The sequence below is a fragment of the Variovorax sp. 01T439_2 genome (genome assembly GCF_056398445.1).
Window position 1 is genome coordinate 1 of record NZ_JBFTPJ010000147.1, and the last position, 15,921, is coordinate 15,921.

Genomic DNA, 15,921 nt, shown 5'->3' on the forward strand with positions numbered 1-15,921 from the left:
GGTAGCGGCAGCCCGCGCGGCCGAGCGCCTTGAAGACCAGCGGCCGGTCGACGCCGAAATCCAGGCAGTCGCCGGGCGCGAGTTCGAAGCGCTCCTCGCCGTAGTCCACCCGCAGCGCGCCTTCGAGCATCCACAGGCATTGCCGGTACGGCTTGCCGCTCCAGCGCGGATAGGCGACCTGCGCCGAACGCGGCAATTCGATCTCGACCATCTCCACGCCGCCGCTCGCGCCGCGCTCGGCGACCTGGCGCCGCAGGTAGCCTGCCTCGGGATCGCGCCAGACCTCCTGTTCGGCCCGGGGGCGCAGCCGGCGCGGCGAAGCCTTCTCCTCCGTCAGCAGCTGCGCGAGCGGCACGCCCAGGCCGGCGGCCAGCCGGCCCAGCAGCACGGCCGTCGGGCTGCTCTCCGCGCGCTCCACCTTCGAGATCATGGCCTTGCTGACGCCGGAAAGCTCGGCCAGCTCGGCCAGGCTCAGCGCCTTGGCCTGGCGCAGCGCGAGCAGCCGGGCGGCAATGAGCGCGTCGATGCCGGAGGGCTCGGCAGGCGGAGATGAATTGTTTCTCATATGAGATTATTATTCTCCTATATTGGACAGATTGAAATTGGACAGCCTGAAAGGAACGAACATGCGCCTGGTCCCCTGCACCGAGGAAGCCCACGCGGGCGCCATCCTTGCCATCCTCAACGAGGCCATTGCCAATTCGACGGCGCTGTACGACTACAAGCCGCGCACGCCCGAGAGCATGGTGGCGTGGTTCGCCACCAAGCGCGCCAACGGCTTTCCCGTGATCGGCGCGGAAGACGAGAGCGGCAAGCTGCTGGGTTTTGCGAGCTACGGCACGTTCCGCGCCTTTCCGGCCTACAAGTACACGGTGGAGCACTCGGTGTATGTCGAGGCGGGCCACCGCGGCGCGGGTCTCGGCCGCAGGCTCATGGAGGCGATCATTGCCGAGGCCGTGGCGCACGACGTGCACGTCATGGTCGGCGCCATCGATGCCGCCAACGCCGGCAGCATCGGGCTGCATGAGCGCCTGGGCTTCGAGCATGCCGGCACCGTGCGGCAGGCCGGATTCAAGTTCGGCCGCTGGCTCGACGTGGCCTTCTACCAGCGCATTCTTTCCACGCCGCTGAATCCGGTCGACGGCTAGCTCGCGCGAACTACATGAGCGCGAAGAAGCGCATCACGACTTCGGCCGGGTGCCTGAGGCCCGCCCCGACGAACATGCGCTCGTTGATCCATTTCAGAGAAGCAGAGGCCGTCTCGAAGCGCGGACTGCAGCGGAAGTAGACCTGCGCCGGATCGACCGGCTCGCCGCGCAGCAGCATGGCCATGACCTCTGGCGCGGCCGCGCGAATGGCGTGGTTCTGCACGTAGACCAGGTCGCCCGCATCGGTTTCCAGCCCGTAGCGCGCGTCCAGTTCGGAGAGCGTGTCGCTCACGATCAATTGAAAGTCGCTGCCGCCCGGCAGCACCCGGGCGCGCCAGCCGTGGCCCGATGCTTCCCCGCCCGTGATCGGCACCACGCGGCGCAGGCCGCGCGCGCTGCTGCCCAGCACCTGCGGCACGCCCACTTCGACGCGCAGGTCGGCGAAGTGCTCGAGCAGGGGCGTGGCGATGGCGTCGAAGCCGCTCATGGGGCCCGCCTCAGGCCTCGGGGGTCTCGGCGCTGGCCCGGTCCAGCATCTGGATGGTGCCGGCATCGAGCTTCAGCTGGGTGGCGACCACCAGTTCCTCCAGTTGCGCGATGGAGGTGGCGCTGGCGATCGGCGCCGTGACCGAAGGGCGCGCGATCTGCCAGGCAATGGCCACCTGGCCCGGCTTGGCGTTGTACTGCTGGGCCACCTTGTCGAGCGCCTCGAGAATGCGCAGGCCCCGCGGGTTCAGGTACTTCTTGATGGTGGTGGCGCCGCGCGCGCTCTTGGCGGCGTCGGCCTCGGTGCGGTACTTGCCGGTCAGGAAACCGGCCGCCAGCGCATAGAAGTTGATCACGCCCACTTCGCGCTTGCAGCGAATCTTCGAGCGGGGTGGCGGCATCGTCGTCGTGCGACTGGTACAGGTCGATGAAGTCGGTCTGCAGGCGCTTGAGCGAGGCTTCCACCGCTTCGCGGATGTAGGCCGGCGAGAGGCCCGACTTGCCTTCGCCCATCGGCTTGCCGACCTTGGTGGCCAGCACCACGCGGTTGCGCTTGCCGCTTTGCTTGAGCCACTTGCCGATGATGGCCTCGGACTCGCCGCCGCTGTGGCCCGGCACCCAGGCCGAATAGACGTCGGCGGTGTCGATGAAGTTGAACCCCGCGTCCACCCAGGCATCGAGCAGGCGGAACGAGGTGGCCTCGTCCGCCGTCCAGCCGAACACGTTGCCGCCGAAGGCCAGCGGTGAAACCAGGAGGCCGGAGCGGCCGAGCGAGCGGAGTTGCGACATGAGTTTGTTTCCTGAGGAAGAGAACGAGGATCAGACGACGCCCACGGCACCGAGCAGCGCACCCGCGCCCAGCAGCCAGAGCAGGTGGACGCGCGTGCGCCAGACGATAAGCGCGGCCACTGCGGTCAGCAGCCACAGATGCCATGCAGGCGCGTCGCCGGCATGGTTACCCGCCGCCAGCACCCAGCCGGTGGCGATCAGCAGGCCCACCACCACCGGCGCCATGCCCTGCTTGAAGGCGCGCACGCCGCGCCGGTCGCGGTTGCGGTGGCCCCAGCGCGTGGCCAGGTAGGTGAGGGTGGTGCTGGGCAGCATGATGCCCAGCATGGTGACCATGAGCCCGAACAGGCCCAGCAGCCAGGCACCCGGCCCCGCGCCGATGCCGCCGCCCGCATTGAGCCCGACGTTCCAGCCCATCAGCGCGACGAAGAGCACGTTCGGCCCGGGCGCGGCCTGGGCGATGGCCACCGAGGAGCTGAACTGCGCATCGCTGAGCCAGCCGTGCTGCGCAACGAGGTAGCGGTGCATGTCCGGAACCGTAGTGATGGCGCCGCTGATCGACAGCAGCGACAGCAGCAGGTACTGGCCGAAGAGCGCCAGCCAGTCGTGCCATTGCATGGCGATGGTCAGCTGGCTCATGCGGCGATCCTGCGCCAGGTCCACGCACAAGCCACGCCGCCCACGGCCAGCAGCACCCAGCCGAGCGGCATCTTGAACAGCGCAATGGCGCCGAACACCAGCGCGACGAAGGCCAGGCAGGTGGCAAAGCCCAGCGGGTGCTTGCGCAGCTGCGGAATCAGCTTGATGCCGGTGGCGGCGATCAGCCCGCCCGACACCGCGCCCATGCCGCGCAGCGCGGCGGCCACCTGCGGGTTGGCGGCGTAGTGGGCATAGAGCACGGCCAGCACGAGGATGACCACGAGCGGTATCGCGAGCATGCCGGCCACCGCGGCAATGGCGCCGCGCAGGCCGAAGTAGCGGTCGCCGATCATCAGTGCGAGGTTGATCACGTTCGGCCCCGGCATCACCTGGGCCACGGCCCAGTCTTCCAGGAACTGCTCGGGCGTGAGCCAGCGCTTCTTCTCCACCATCTCGCGCTGGACGATGGCCAGCACGCCACCGAAGCCCTGCAGCGCAAGMCAGGTGAATGAAACAAAAAGGTCGCGTGGCGACTTCGGTTGCGGATGGGCGGGCGGCGCCGCCGCGCCTGAAGGAGACGGATGCATGTGGATGCGATTATCGTAGCCAGGCCTGCAACATGCCGGGCACCGGGCTGACATGCCCCTGCATCACTCAAAGGGAGACTCCACCGCCATGCAAATCCGCGCGCTCTTCGATCTCTGCAAGCAGGCCGTGGCCTCCTGGTCCAACGACTACGCTCCGAGCATGGGTGCCGCGCTGGCCTACTACACGGTGTTCTCGATCGCGCCGCTGCTGCTGATCGTGATCTCGGTGGCCGGCCTCGTGTTCGGCCAAGAGGCCGCGCGCGGCGAGATCTTCGCGCAGCTTTCCGGCCTCATGGGCGCGCAGGGCGCGGCCGCGGTGCAGGGCATGCTGCAGGCGGTCAACAAGCCGGCCGAAGGCATCGTGGCCACGGTGGTCGGCCTGGGCCTGCTGGTGGTCGGCGCGACCACCGTCTTCGGCGAACTGCAGGACGCGCTCGACCGCATCTGGCGGGCGCCGGCGCGCACCAAGAGCAAGGGCCTGTTCAACCTGCTGCGCGTGCGGCTGCTGTCGTTCAGCATGATCATGGCCATCGGCTTCCTGCTGATGGTGTCGCTGGTGGCCAGTGCGGCGCTGGCGGCGCTCAGCAAGTGGTGGGCGCCGGTGTTCGGCGGCTGGGCCACGCTGGCGCAGGCGGTGAATTTCGTCTTCAGCTTTGCGATGGTGACGGTGATCTTCGCGATGATCTACAAGATCATGCCGCGCGTCAGGGTGCAGTGGCGCGACGTGTGGGTGGGCGCGGCGGTCACGGCGCTGCTGTTCACCATCGGCAAGCACCTGATCGGGCTGTACATCGGCAAGAGCAGCGTGGCCTCGGGCTACGGTGCGGCAGGTTCGCTGGTCGTGGTGCTGGTGTGGGTGTACTACTCGGCGCAGATCTTCCTGCTCGGGGCCGAGTTCACCTGGGTCTATGCCAAGACCTATGGCTCGCTCAAGGACATGGGGCGCAGCGCCGACGCGAATCCTTCGCCGACGCGCTCGGACCCGCTGCCGCAGCGTTAGCCTGCGAAGCCGCCCTCGTCGAGGAAGCGCTGCTCCTCGGCCGTGCTGGTGCGCCCGAGCAGCTTGTTGCGGTGCGGAAAGCGGCCGAAGCGCGCAATGATGTCGCGGTGCAGCACCGCGAAGCGCTGGGTGTTGGCATCGAGCGCGGCGTTGAGCTCGACCGAGCGCTGCTGGTCGTCCAGCGACTCGGAATGCATGAAGGGCAGGTAGAAAAAGCGCCGCAACTCCTCGTCGGTCTTCAGGTCGAGGCCCGCTTCGATCGCCTGGCGGGCGATGGCCAGCGCCTTGGCATCGGTGGCCAGCATGCGCGCGTTTCCGCGCCAGGTGTTGCGCGGAAACTGGTCGAGCAGCACCAGCAGTGCCAGGGCGCCCTCGGCGCCCTGCGCCCAATGGTCGAGCTCGCCGCGCGCGGCCGCTTCGTGGGCGGCAAGGAAGCGTTCGCGGAACTGCGCGTCGAAGGCTTCGTTCTTGGCAAACCATCGTTCGGGCCCGGCTTGGCGCCAGAAGCCGACGACGTCTTGGGCGGTGGGGAGCTCGGCAGGGTTCATGGCCGCATTCTCTTTCAGCCTGCGCCCGGCCGCCAAAGTCGCGGTGGTGGCCGACAAGGCAAATGGCAAGGCCTGCCTATGCTGTAGCGGTTTTCATAACTCAGGAGATAAAGCTCATGACCCGATATGGCAGCCTTTTGCGCGCAACCCTCATCGCCGGCGTGGCCAGTGCCGCGCTGGCCGGTTGCGGAATGATGTCCAGGTCGAACACCGCGAGCTTCAGCGGCGCGATGAACGCCGCCAGCGAAGTGCCGCCCAACATGACGCGCGGCAGCGGCCTGGCGGAGGCCTGGCTCAACAAGGACACCAACGTCCTCAAGTACAAGATCACCTACAGCGGCCTGAGCGGCCCGGCCACCGCGGCGCACTTCCATGGCCCGGCGGCCGCGGGTGCCAATGCCGGCGTGGTGCTGCCCTTTGCCAACGCGGCCAGCCCGATCGAGGGCCAGGCCACGCTCACGCCGGCGCAGGCGGCCGACCTGATCGCCGGCAAGTGGTATGCCAACGTCCACACCGCCGCCAACCCGGGCGGCGAAATCCGGGGCCAGATGCTGCCCAAGATGTGAGGGGGCCAAGCGGCGCGCGGTCAGCTTGCGGTCTTCGCGCTGGTGTCAAATGACACCATATGACGACGAAGACGACCAGGAAGCCACGTGCCGCAAGCCAAAAAACCCTCAACAACACCTTCGAGGAGCGCCGCGAAGACATGCGCGCCGCGCGCAAGGCGCTGGTGCTGCAGGGCGGCGGCGCGCTCGGCGCCTACCAGGCCGGCGTGTATGYCGCGCTCAGCGAGACCGACCTGCAGCCGCACTGGATTGCCGGCGTCTCCATTGGCGCCATCAATGCGGCGCTGATCGCGGGCAACGCGCCCGAGAAGCGCGTCGACCGGCTGCGCGAGTTCTGGCACCTGGTGTCTTCGGGGCCGGCGCAGCGCCTGCCGTCATGGCTGGGCGACCGCGCCACGCAGAACCAGTGGAGCGCCAGCATGGCGATGCTGGTGGGCATTCCGGGCTTCTTCGAGCCGCGCTATTCGCCCGCGCTGCTGATGGGCGCCGCGGCGCCGCTCCTGAGCTACTACGACACCGCGCCGCTGAAGGCCACGCTCGAGCGCCTGGTCGACTTCGACCGCATCAACGCCTGCGAGGCGCGCTTCAGCGTGGGCGCGGTCGACGTGCGCACCGGCAACTCGGTGTACTTCGACAACACGCGCCAGCGCATCGGCCCCGAGCACATCATGGCCAGCGGTGCGCTGCCGCCGGGCTTTGCGCCGGTCAGCATCGACGGCGACGACTACTGGGACGGCGGCATCGTCTCGAACACGCCGCTGCAGTACGTGCTCGACATCCATCCGCGCTCCGAGCCGCTGGTGGTGCTGCAGGTCGACCTTTTCAATGCACGCGGCGAGATGCCGCGCACGCTGTCGGGCGTGATGGAGCGGCAGAAGGACATCACCTATTCGAGCCGCACCCGCATGAACACCGATGCGCTGGCCGCCAACCTGAACCTGCAGCAGGCCATTGCCGACCTGATCTCCAAGCTGCCGGTGCGCCTTCGCAATGACCCCTCGGTGCTGGCGGTGCAGGCCGAGCTCACGCACCACCCGATCGACATCTTCCACCTGATCTACCGCGACAAGCCCTACGAGGTCGAATCGAAGGACTACGAGTTCTCGCGCGCCGCCGTCGAAGAGCATTGGGAGGCCGGCGCGCGCGACATGCGGCGCACGCTGGCGCATCCCGAGACGCTGCGCAGCGACGCCACCGTGAACGGCGTGACCACCTTCGACCTCGGCGAGCCCGGCGTGGAGCGCGTCAAGCGCCCCGGGCTCTCGCGCTGAAGGCGCCCGATTCTTGCAACCCGTTTTTTCTTCTTTCCAACCTCAAGGACATTCACCATGCAACTCAAGGACAAGGTCGCCTACATCACCGGCTCGGCCAGCGGCATCGGCAAGGAGATTGCCATCCTGTTCGCGCGCGAGGGGGCCAAGGTCGTCATTGCCGACCTCAACAAGCAGGCCGCCGAGGCCACCGCGGCCGAGCTCCGGGCAACGGGCGCGCAGGCCCTGGGCGTGGCGGTGGACGTGACCAGCGAAGAGCAGGTCGATGCCTCGGTCGAGGAGGCCGCCAAGGCCTTCGGCGGCATCGACATCCTGGTCAGCAACGCGGGCGTGCAGATCGTTCATCCGGTCGAGGAATTCAGCTTTGCCGACTGGAAGAAGATGCTCGCGATCCATCTCGACGGCGCATTCCTCACCACCAAGGCCTGTCTCAAGCACATGTACGCCCAGGGCCGCGGCGGCAGCGTGATCTACATGGGATCGGTGCACTCCAAGGAAGCTTCGCTGCTGAAGGCGCCCTACGTGACCGCCAAGCACGGGCTCATCGGCCTGGCCAAGACGGTGGCGAAGGAAGGCGCGAAGCACGGCGTGCGCGCCAACGTATCACCGAGGAGCAGGTCGTCAAGAACGTGATGCTGAAGGAAACGGTCGATGGCGAATTCACCACCACCGACGATGTGGCGCGCGTGGCGCTGCTGTTCGCGGCCTTCCCGACCAATGCGCTGACCGGCCAGTCGCTGGTGGTGAGCCACGGCTGGTTCATGCAGTAGCGACGTCGCCGCGCCGCGCACGGCGCACGATGGTTCACCCTAATGTCTCCGGCGAGCGAACTGTGAGAAAAACCGGTTTGCCGTTCAATCGTCATACCAATGACTTTCGCCAGGAGACAAAAACCATGCGTGTTCGTTCCGCCGGCTTTTTTTCGCGCCGCTCCTTCGTGGCCCATGCGGCAGGTGTGGCAGCAGGGCTTGCCATGTTCGCCGCGGCAGCGCCGGCGGCGGCCCAGGCGTATCCCAGCCGGCCCGTCACGCTGATCGTTCCGTGGGGTGCGGGCGGCGGCACCGATGCCACGGCGCGCATCATCGCGAGCCTGCTCGAAAAGGAACTCGGCCAGCCGATGACGGTGGTGAACCGCACCGGCGGCAACGGCGTGGTGGGCCATGCGGCCATTGCCGCCGCACCGCCCGACGGCTACACCATCGGCATGGCCACGGTCGAGATCGGCATGATGCATTGGCAGGGGCTGACGCCGCTGACCAGTGCCTCGTACACGCCGATCGGCCTTGCCAATCTCGACCCGGCCGGCATCCAGGTGCGGGCCGACGCGCCCTACAAGAACGTGGCCGAGTTGCTGGCGGCCATCAAGGCCAGTCCCGGCAAGCTCAAGGCTTCCGGCACAGGACAGGGCGGCATCTGGCACCTGGCCATCGCGGGCCTCTTGCGCGACCAGAAGATCGATCCCGCGGCCGTGCCGTGGGTGCCGAGCAATGGCGCGGCGCCGGGCCTGCAGGACGTGGTTGCGGGCGGTGTCGACATCGCGCCGGTCTCGCTGCCCGAGGCGCGTTCGCTGATCGATGCGGGCAAGGTCAAGAGCCTTGCGATCATGAGCGACAAGCCCTCGGCCCTCTATCCCAACGTGCCCACGCTCAAGGCGGCCATCGGCAGCGACTGGTCGATGGCGGCCTGGCGCGGCATCGTCGGGCCCAAGGGCCTGCCGGCCGACGTGCGCGACAAGCTGGCGGGCGCGCTCAAGAAAGTGGTGGCGAGCAAGGAGTACACCGATTTCATGGCCTCGCGCGGCTTTGGCGTGATCTATGCGGGCCCCGACGACTTCGCTGCCTACATGGCCAAGTCCGACGCCGAACTCGGCGCCACGATGAAGGCCGTGGGTATCGTCAAGTGAGCGCCGGACGGCGCGCGCGCCCGCCGGGCGGAGGTGCGGCGCGATGAAATTCAACGACGCGATCTTCGGCGCGATCCTGCTGGCGCTCGGCATCGTGGTGCTTGCCGTGGTGCAGGGCTATCCGGGCATACCGGGCCAGCAGGTGGGGCCTGCGCTGTTTCCGGGGCTGATTGCCGCGGGGCTGTGCGTCTGCGGCGCGATGCTGCTGGCCAAGGGATGGCGCGAACGCCATGCCGCGGCCTGGGTGCGGCTTGGCGACTGGGCGGCTTCGCCGCGTCACGTGCTGTCCGCCGCGCTGGTCATCGGCGCGGTGYTGTTCTACATGTTCGCCTCCGAGCGGCTCGGCTTCCTGCCGACTGCAGCGATCTCGCTGCTGGCACTGATGCTCGCCATGCGCGTGCCGCCGGGCCGTGCGCTGCTGATCGCGCTGGTTGCCGCGCTGCTGATCCATGCCGCGTTCTACAAGCTGCTGCGGGTTCCGCTCCCCTGGGGCGTCCTGATGCCCATCGCCTGGTAACCGGAAACATCCATCCATGTCCGCAGCACTCTTGCAGGCTTTCTCGATGGTCTTCGAGCCCTACACCATCCTCGTGATGGTGCTGGCCTCGCTCTATGGCCTGTTCGTCGGCGCGGTGCCGGGGCTGTCGGCCACCATGGCGGTGGCGCTACTGGTGCCAGTCACCTTCTTCATGCAGCCGATCCCGGCCATCGCGGCCATGGTGACGGCCACCGCCATGGCCATCTTCTCGGGCGACATCCCGGGCTGCCTGCTGCGCATTCCGGGCACGCCCGCATCCGCCGCCTACACCGACGAAGCCTTCGCGATGACGCGCAAGGGCATGGCCGAGACGGCATTGGGCGCGGGGCTGGTGTTCTCGGCCGTGGGCGGTCTTTTCGGTACGGTGGTGCTGATCGTGGCGGCGCCCGCGCTGGCCGACTTCGCGCTCAACTTCAGTTCCTTCGAGTACTTCTGGCTCGTGCTGCTGGGCCTGACATGCGCGGTGTTCATCACCTCCGACCGGCCGCTCAAGGGCATGATCACGCTGCTGCTCGGCCTGCTGGTGGCCTGTGTGGGGCTCGGCAATCCGGCGGGCTTTCCGCGCTTCACCTTCGGCAATGCCGAGATGACCGGCGGCATCGGCATGATCCCGATGATGATCGGCATGTTCGCCATCTCGGAGGTGATCCGCTTCGCGGTCGACACGCTGCCGCCCGGCGAGGTGGTGGTCGAGAAAGTGGGCAGCGTGCTCTCGGGCCAGTGGGCGCTGGCCAAGAAGTATCCGGTGCAGATACTGCGCGGTAGCCTGCTGGGCACGGCGGTGGGTGCGCTGCCGGGTGCGGGTGCCGACATTGCGGCATGGATGTCGTACGCCATGAGCAAGAAGTTCTCCAAGGAGCCCGAGAAGTTCGGCACGGGCCATGTCGAAGGCATTGTCGAATCGGGTTCGGCCAACAACAGCGCACTGGCCGGCGCGTGGATTCCGGCGCTGGTGTTCGGCATCCCGGGCGACTCGATCACGGCCATCGTGATCGGCGTGCTCTACATGAAGAACCTCAATCCGGGGCCGACKCTGTTCACCACCAATCCGCAGAACATCTATGCGGTGTTCATGCTGTTCATCATCGCCAACATCATCATGATTCCGCTGGGCATCCTGTGCATCAAGGTGGCCAAGCGCATCCTGCGGGTGCCGCGCAACGTGCTGATGCCGCTGATCCTGCTGTTCTGCATCGTGGGCGCGTTTGCCATCAACAACTCGCTGTTCGACGTGGGCGTGATGCTCGTGGCGGGCATGGTGGCCTACCTGCTCGAGGAGAACGGCTTTCCCATTGCGCCGGCGATCCTGGGCGTGGTGCTCGGCGGCATGCTCGAAGAGAACTTCATCACCTCGATGATCAAGTCGGACGGCAACCTGGCCGGCTTCGTGTCGCGGCCGATTGCCGCATCGCTGGCGGCGGTCGTGCTGCTGGTGTGGCTCGCGCCCCTGCTGAAAAAGCTGTGGCTGAGGGGGCGGCGCACCGCTTCGTCTACTGCAGCTTGAGCGACCAGGTCTCGCCCACGAGCTGCTGGCCGAAGCCTTCGTAGGGCTCGGCCTTGTCGAGCTTGAAGCCCCGCTTGGCGTAGATGGCGCGCGCGGCCGCCAGGCAGCTGTTGGTCCAGAGCACCATCTTGCGATAGCCCTTGGCGCGCGCGAAGGCGATGCATTCGTCGGTCAGGCGCGCGCCCAGGCCCAGGCCGCGTGCGGATGGCGAGAGCAGCAGCAGCCGCAGCTGGGCCGTGGTGGCCGACTTGCGCACCACGAAGATCGCGCCCACGCGTTCGCCGTCGAGCTCGGCGATCCAGCACTTCTCCCACGCGGGCTGGAACTTGCGCACGAACTGCGCCACGATGTCGGCCACCAGCGCCTCGAACTCGCTGTTCCAGCCGTACTCGCGTGCATAGAGCTCGCCGTGCTGCTGCACCACCCAGCCCATGTCGCCGGGCAGCGGGTCGCGCAGCACGATGGTGCGCGTGCGCGCCGCCGGGGCCGCAGCGGGATCGAGCGCGCGCTCGATGCGCGCCATGGCATCGATCAGCTGCTGGCGCCCGTGCGCAGGCACCGGCGCGAGCAGGGCGGCCGCCTCGTCGCGCGATTTCTGTTGCAGCGGCGCAAATGCGGCGTGGCCGGCTTCGGTGAGGCGCAGCACGCTCTGCCGCGCGTCGCGCGGGTGCGGCGCGCGCGTGAGCCAGCCGGCCGCTTCGAAGCGGCGCAGGATGCGGCTCATGTAGCCGGCGTCGAGCCGCAGGTCGCGGCCGATTTCGCTGGCGACGGGCGTTTCCCGGTGGGCCAGCTCGTACAGCACCCTGACATCGGTCAGCGACATGTCGCTGCCAAGGTAGGGATCGAGCACGCCGATGCGGCTCGTGTAGAAGCGGTTGAAGCGCCGGATCGCCTTGACCGCAGCGGCGTCGGGCAGGGGCGAATTGTCCTGAATGGTTGCTGTTGTCATATTGATGGTTGACTGAGGCAACCATTTAAAAGCCTTGCCGCAGGCGCGTCAACAGCCGCCAACGCGACAGAAGTGGTGGAAAACCCTAAAATCGCGGGTTGCCCACTGCCGCGCCGTGCCCGCCAAGCCGCCGCGGCCAACTTCCCCACTGATGAACGCCCCCGTCGACGTCTCCTTTTTTGCGCGTGCCGCCAAGCCGCTGACCAGCTACCGCAAGTACTGGGCGGCCCGTTTCGGCACGGCCAAATTCCTGCCGACCACGCGCAAGGAGATGGACGCGCTCGGCTGGGACAGCTGCGACATCATCGTGGTGACGGGCGACGCCTACGTCGACCACCCGAGCTTCGGCATGGCCGTGATCGGCCGCATGCTCGAGGCGCAGGGCTTCCGCGTGGGCATCATCGCCCAGCCCGACTGGCAGAGCGCCGAGCCCTTCAAGGCACTGGGCAARCCGAACCTSTTCTTCGGCGTSACCGCCGGCAACATGGATTCGATGATCAACCGCTACACGGCGGACCGGAAGATCCGCAGCGACGACGCCTACACGCCCGGCGACGTCGGCGGTGCGCGGCCCGACCGCGCGGCCATCGTGTATTCGCAGCGCTGCAAGGAAGCTTGGAACGACGTGCCGATCATCCTCGGCGGCATCGAAGGGTCGCTGCGCCGCATCGCCCACTACGACTACTGGCAGGACAAGGTCCGCCGCTCGATCGTGGTCGACTCGAAGTGCGACCTGCTCTTGTACGGCAACGCCGAGCGCGCCATCGTCGAGATCGCGCACCGGCTGGCGGCCCGCGAGCCGGTGCACGAGATCACCGACGTGCGCGGCACCGCCTTCGTGCGGCGCGACACGCCCGCGGACTGGTTCGAGATCAACTCCACCAGCGTGGACGAACCCGGCCGCGTCGAAGCCCACGTCAACCCGTACCTGATGGTGTCCGAGCAGGCCAAGGCCAACGGCGCCACCTGCGCCAAGGAAGACGAGGCCCAGGCCGTGGCGCAGGCCGCGGAGGCAGGGGCTGCGGCGGCGAACCCGGTGAACCCCGCCATCAAGCCGCTGACCTTCGTGCCGAACCCTGCGCTTGCGCCGCGCGCAAGGATCAAGGTGCCGCCGCGCGACCGCAGCGTGATCCGCCTGCCGTCGTACGAGCAGGTGCGCGCCGACCCGGTGCTCTACGCGCACGCCAACCGCGTGCTGCACCTGGAGACCAACCCCGGCAACGCCCGCGCGTTGGTGCAGGCGCATGGCGAGGGCGCCACCGCGCGCGACGTGTGGATCAACCCGCCGCCCATCCCGCTCACCACGGCCGAGATGGACCACGTGTTCGACCTGCCGTATGCGCGCAGCCCGCATCCGCGCTACGCCGACGAGAACGGCAGCCACGACGGCGCCACCAAGATCCCCGCGTGGGAAATGATCCGCTTCAGCGTGAACATCATGCGCGGCTGCTTCGGCGGCTGCACCTTCTGCTCGATCACCGAGCACGAGGGCCGCATCATCCAGAGCCGCTCGGAAGAATCGATCATCAAGGAGGTCGAGGCCATCCGCGACAGCGTGAGCGGCTTCACCGGCACCATCTCCGACCTGGGCGGGCCCACGGCCAACATGTACCGCCTGGGCTGCAAGAGCCCCGAGATCGAGGCCGCCTGCCGCAAGCCCAGCTGCGTGTACCCGGGCATCTGTCCGAACCTGGGCACCAATCACGATCCGCTCATCAAGATCTACCGCCGCGCGCGTGCGCTCAAGGGCATCAAGAAGATATTGATCGGCTCCGGCCTGCGCTACGACCTGGCCGTGCAGTCGCCCGAGTACGTGAAGGAACTGGTGCAGCACCATGTCGGCGGCTACCTGAAGATCGCGCCCGAGCACACCGAGCAGGGCCCGCTCACCAAGATGATGAAGCCCGGCATCGGCAGCTACGACAAGTTCAAGCAGATGTTCGAGAAGTTCTCGGCCGAGGCGGGCAAGAAGCAGTACCTCATTCCGTACTTCATTGCCGCGCATCCGGGCACCAGCGACGAGGACATGATGAACCTCGCGATCTGGCTCAAGAAGAACGGTTTCCGCGCCGACCAGGTGCAGACCTTCTACCCGAGCCCGATGGCCACGGCCACCACGATGTACCACACCAACAAGAACCCGCTGCGCAAGATCACGCGCGAGAGCGAGACGGTGGACATCGTGCGCGGCGACAAGCGCCGCCGCCTGCACAAGGCCTTCCTGCGCTACCACGACGCCAACAACTGGCCGCTGCTGCGCGAGGCCTTGAAGAGCATGGGCCGCGCCGACCTGATCGGCAACGGCAAGCACCACCTGATCCCGACGTGGCAGCCGCTGACCGATGGCGGCTACACGAGCGCGCGGCGCAAGAACTCGACCTCCGCGCCGGTGGCCGCCAAGGCGCCGGTCAGGCTGGCGCCGGTGAAGCCCTCGAAGGGCCGCATCCTCACGCAGCACACGGGCCTGCCGCCGCGCGACAACGGTTCGGCGCCGGCGCCGCGCAAGGCCCCGGCCGGCCCGGTGCGCGGCAGCATCCGCAAGCCGCGCTGAGTTGTTCAGCCCGCGAGCAGGCTCGCGGGCAGCAGCTTGCCGACCCAGGCCGCTACGGCGGCCATATTCAGCAGCACGGTGGCCCAGTACACCGCCATGAAGCTCGCCTTGCGCGACTTGTGGCGAAAGAGCCGCTGCGCGCACCACGCGCCCGGCCATCCCCCCGCCAGCGACAGCAGGTGCAGCGTGCTTTCCGCCGTGCGCCAGCGGCCGGCCTGCGCGGCGCTCTTGTCGAAGCCGTAGACGGCGAAGGCCAGCAGGCTGATCAACAACAGCACGCCCAGCGCAATGGGCGGCAGGCGCGTGGTCCACACCCCATACCCGAGCAGCCCCGCATAGCCGAGGAGCAGCACTGCGACGGGCAGCATCGACGACAAGGAAGAGGAGACCGCCGGCTCGCGGCGCCGGCCTTGGCGCTTCATGGCGTGCGGGAAGAAGGAGGACACATGGCCGCGATTCTCCCTTGCCGGGGCGGTGGCCGTCTCTTGTGTATGGTGTGGTCCATGAGCAGTCCGTTCCATTTGCCGGCTCCATGGTTGCGCGCACTGGCGTGCGCCGTCCTGCTCGCGTTTTCCGCGCATGCCCCGGCGGCGTCGCCCGACACCTCGCCCGCACCGGCCTCGGCCTCGGCCGCGGCGCAGGCACTGCGCGCCACGCACCAGCGCATGGGTGCGAAGCTCGCGCAGAACGGCTTCGGGCGGCCCATCCAGCTGGACTCGATGGAGACGCCGAACGGGCTGCAGGGCGACATCTACGCGGTGGTGGACCACCCGCTGCCGGAGATCAGCGCCGCGCTCAAGGAGTCCGCCCGCTGGTGCGAACTGCTCATGCTGCACGTCAACAACCGCCGCTGCCGCACCGGCACGTCGCCGCAAGGCGGCGAGATGCTGACGCTGTTCGTGGTGCGGCGCTACGACAAGCCGGTCGAACAGGCGTTCCAGCTGCCCTTTGCCTATCGCGTGGCCAGCGCGACGCCGGAGTACCTGTCGGTCGAGATGAATGCGGCCAACGGGCCGCTCGGAACCAGCAACTACCGCGTCATGCTCGAGGCGGTGGCACTCGACGGGCAGAAGAGCTTCCTGCATTTCGGCTACAGCTACGACCACAACATGATGGTTCGCATGGCCACCGAGGCGTACCTGGCCACCTTCGGCCGCAACAAGGTGGGCTTCACGGTGGTGGGCAAGGAGGCCGACGGGCAGCCCGACTACATCCGCGGCACGCGCGGGCTGGTGGAGCGCAATGCGATGCGCTACTTCCTCACGCTCGACACCTATCTCTCTTCGGGAGCCGGAGCACCGGCCGAGCGGCGGGAACGTTCCTGGTTCGCCGCGGCCGAGCAGTATCCGCGGCAGCTGCACGAGGTCGACCTGGACACCTATCTCGCGATCAAGCGCGAGGACCGGCAGCGCGACGGCGCCGGCCGCTGAGCACTCGTATCC

16 protein-coding genes and 2 pseudogenes are annotated in these 15,921 nt (G+C 67.9%); 10 read left to right on the plus strand and 8 right to left on the minus strand.

Going from position 1 to position 15,921, the window contains the following annotated elements; all coding sequences use genetic code 11:
• Positions 1-565: helix-turn-helix domain-containing protein (locus tag AC1DOC_RS09585; RefSeq protein WP_478129719.1), on the minus strand; the 565-nt coding region annotated here is incomplete at its 3' end.
• 61 nt (positions 566-626) lie between these two features.
• Between AC1DOC_RS09585 and AC1DOC_RS09590 the strand changes: the two genes are divergently transcribed.
• Positions 627-1,148: a GNAT family N-acetyltransferase gene (locus tag AC1DOC_RS09590; RefSeq protein ID WP_062361589.1), complete on the plus strand. Its 522-nt coding sequence runs from the start codon at positions 627-629 to the stop codon at positions 1,146-1,148.
• A 10-nt stretch (positions 1,149-1,158) separates the two neighbouring features.
• On the opposite strand, the gene AC1DOC_RS09595 is transcribed toward AC1DOC_RS09590, so the two are convergent.
• The 4 genes and pseudogenes from AC1DOC_RS09595 to AC1DOC_RS09610 all read right to left on the minus strand — a co-directional run bounded on the left by AC1DOC_RS09595 (position 1,159) and on the right by AC1DOC_RS09610 (position 3,649).
• Complete coding sequence (locus AC1DOC_RS09595; RefSeq protein ID WP_012747331.1) at positions 1,159-1,635, minus strand: DUF3237 domain-containing protein; 477 nt, start codon at positions 1,633-1,635, stop codon at positions 1,159-1,161.
• Positions 1,636-1,645: 10 nt separating this feature from the next.
• A pseudogene (locus AC1DOC_RS09600) lies at positions 1,646-2,423 on the minus strand (aldo/keto reductase).
• Between the two features lie 30 nt (positions 2,424-2,453).
• Positions 2,454-3,062, minus strand: a complete 609-nt coding sequence (locus tag AC1DOC_RS09605; RefSeq protein WP_478081765.1) for a chromate transporter — start codon at positions 3,060-3,062, stop codon at positions 2,454-2,456.
• Positions 3,059-3,649: a chromate transporter gene (locus AC1DOC_RS09610; protein ID WP_478129720.1), complete on the minus strand. Its 591-nt coding sequence runs from the start codon at positions 3,647-3,649 to the stop codon at positions 3,059-3,061. Before AC1DOC_RS09610 ends, AC1DOC_RS09605 begins: the two co-directional genes overlap by 4 nt.
• Before the next feature lie 88 nt (positions 3,650-3,737).
• Here AC1DOC_RS09610 and AC1DOC_RS09615 point away from each other — a divergent pair, with 88 nt between their 5' ends.
• Positions 3,738-4,649 carry a YihY/virulence factor BrkB family protein gene (locus AC1DOC_RS09615; RefSeq protein WP_062361586.1) on the plus strand — a complete coding sequence of 304 codons (912 nt, stop codon included), beginning with the start codon at positions 3,738-3,740 and terminating at the stop codon, positions 4,647-4,649.
• Here AC1DOC_RS09615 and AC1DOC_RS09620 read toward each other — a convergent pair.
• Positions 4,646-5,197 carry a DUF924 family protein gene (locus tag AC1DOC_RS09620; RefSeq protein ID WP_478084288.1) on the minus strand — a complete coding sequence of 184 codons (552 nt, stop codon included), beginning with the start codon at positions 5,195-5,197 and terminating at the stop codon, positions 4,646-4,648. The genes AC1DOC_RS09615 and AC1DOC_RS09620 overlap by 4 nt on opposite strands.
• Before the next feature lie 116 nt (positions 5,198-5,313).
• Here AC1DOC_RS09620 and AC1DOC_RS09625 point away from each other — a divergent pair, with 116 nt between their 5' ends.
• From AC1DOC_RS09625 to AC1DOC_RS09650, 6 genes and pseudogenes are all read left to right on the plus strand, one after another.
• Positions 5,314-5,763 (plus strand): CHRD domain-containing protein, encoded by a 450-nt coding sequence (locus AC1DOC_RS09625; RefSeq protein WP_436035817.1) that lies wholly within the window; start codon positions 5,314-5,316, stop codon positions 5,761-5,763.
• A 59-nt stretch (positions 5,764-5,822) separates the two neighbouring features.
• Positions 5,823-7,034, plus strand: a complete 1,212-nt coding sequence (locus tag AC1DOC_RS09630; RefSeq protein WP_478129721.1) for a patatin-like phospholipase family protein — start codon at positions 5,823-5,825, stop codon at positions 7,032-7,034.
• Positions 7,035-7,091: 57 nt separating this feature from the next.
• A pseudogene (locus AC1DOC_RS09635) lies at positions 7,092-7,804 on the plus strand (3-hydroxybutyrate dehydrogenase).
• 125 nt (positions 7,805-7,929) lie between these two features.
• Complete coding sequence (locus AC1DOC_RS09640) at positions 7,930-8,937, plus strand: tripartite tricarboxylate transporter substrate binding protein (RefSeq protein ID WP_478084284.1); 1,008 nt, start codon at positions 7,930-7,932, stop codon at positions 8,935-8,937.
• 43 nt (positions 8,938-8,980) lie between these two features.
• Positions 8,981-9,454 (plus strand): tripartite tricarboxylate transporter TctB family protein, encoded by a 474-nt coding sequence (locus tag AC1DOC_RS09645; protein ID WP_018902767.1) that lies wholly within the window; start codon positions 8,981-8,983, stop codon positions 9,452-9,454.
• Between the two features lie 16 nt (positions 9,455-9,470).
• Positions 9,471-10,979 carry a tripartite tricarboxylate transporter permease gene (locus tag AC1DOC_RS09650; protein ID WP_278876641.1) on the plus strand — a complete coding sequence of 503 codons (1,509 nt, stop codon included), beginning with the start codon at positions 9,471-9,473 and terminating at the stop codon, positions 10,977-10,979.
• Here the strand turns inward: AC1DOC_RS09650 and AC1DOC_RS09655 are convergent.
• A complete protein-coding gene (locus tag AC1DOC_RS09655) occupies positions 10,966-11,928 on the minus strand; it encodes a bifunctional helix-turn-helix transcriptional regulator/GNAT family N-acetyltransferase (RefSeq protein WP_278876640.1) in 963 nt (320 codons plus the stop codon). The genes AC1DOC_RS09650 and AC1DOC_RS09655 overlap by 14 nt on opposite strands.
• Positions 11,929-12,079: 151 nt before the next feature.
• Between AC1DOC_RS09655 and AC1DOC_RS09660 the strand changes: the two genes are divergently transcribed.
• A complete protein-coding gene (locus tag AC1DOC_RS09660) occupies positions 12,080-14,479 on the plus strand; it encodes a YgiQ family radical SAM protein (protein ID WP_436287680.1) in 2,400 nt (799 codons plus the stop codon).
• Between the two features lie 5 nt (positions 14,480-14,484).
• Here the strand turns inward: AC1DOC_RS09660 and AC1DOC_RS09665 are convergent, their stop codons facing one another.
• The gene (locus AC1DOC_RS09665) at positions 14,485-14,901 is read right to left on the minus strand and encodes a DUF1294 domain-containing protein (RefSeq protein WP_436043552.1); all 417 of its coding nucleotides are present in this window, start codon (positions 14,899-14,901) and stop codon (positions 14,485-14,487) included.
• Positions 14,902-14,982: 81 nt separating this feature from the next.
• Here AC1DOC_RS09665 and AC1DOC_RS09670 point away from each other — a divergent pair, with 81 nt between their 5' ends.
• A complete protein-coding gene (locus AC1DOC_RS09670) occupies positions 14,983-15,909 on the plus strand; it encodes a hypothetical protein (protein WP_369664433.1) in 927 nt (308 codons plus the stop codon).
• The last annotated feature ends 12 nt before the right edge of the window (positions 15,910-15,921 follow it).